Source organism: Streptomyces sp. GESEQ-35 (genome assembly GCF_017948485.1).
Taxonomy (GTDB): Bacteria; Actinomycetota; Actinomycetes; order Streptomycetales; family Streptomycetaceae; genus Streptomyces.
Map to the genome: position 1 here is coordinate 1 of NZ_JAFFSX010000092.1, position 610 is coordinate 610.

The 610-nt window shown below is 69.0% G+C and carries 1 protein-coding gene; it reads left to right on the forward strand.

Features of this window, described 5'->3' with window-relative positions; genetic code table 11:
* The coding region (locus KCH87_RS49955) for an acyl carrier protein (protein ID WP_247197944.1) at positions 1-610 on the forward strand (610 nt) is incomplete at both ends.

The following is a 610-nucleotide window of genomic DNA, read 5'->3' on the forward strand; positions in this document are numbered from 1 at the left end:
TCGACACACCCCACACCGTCACCGGCACCCTGCGCCGCGACACCACCGACACCCTCACCCTCACCCTCAACCTCGCCACCGCCCACACCCACGGCCTCCCCGCCACCTGGCCCACCACCGGCACCGGACAAACCGACCTGCCCACCTACCCCTTCCAACACCAGCCCTACTGGCTCGACGCCGACACCACGCGACAGGTTGAGCGGAACCGGGGTGGGATGGCCGTTGAGCCTTCCGCCGAAGCCGCGGTTTCCCAGGTCCCGGCCTCCCTCCTCGCTCAGCGGCTCGCGGCCGAGGAGTCCGTGGAGGAGCAGCACCGGATCGCGCAGGAGCATGTTCTCAGCCACGTCGCCATCCTGCTGGGGCACGTCACGCCCGAGACCGTAGACGCCTCCCGCGCGTTCAAGGAGTTGGGCTTCGACTCCCTGGCCGCTGTCGAATTCAGGAACCGCCTCGGCACGTCGGTCGGCCTGACGCTCCCAACGACGCTGACCTTCGACCACCCCACTCCCCGCGCGGTCGCCCGATTCCTGCGCAACCAACTGCTCGGCGAAGCAAGGGACGTTGCATCGTCGGTTCCTGTTCCGGCTGTGGTGGCGGGTGCTGGTGT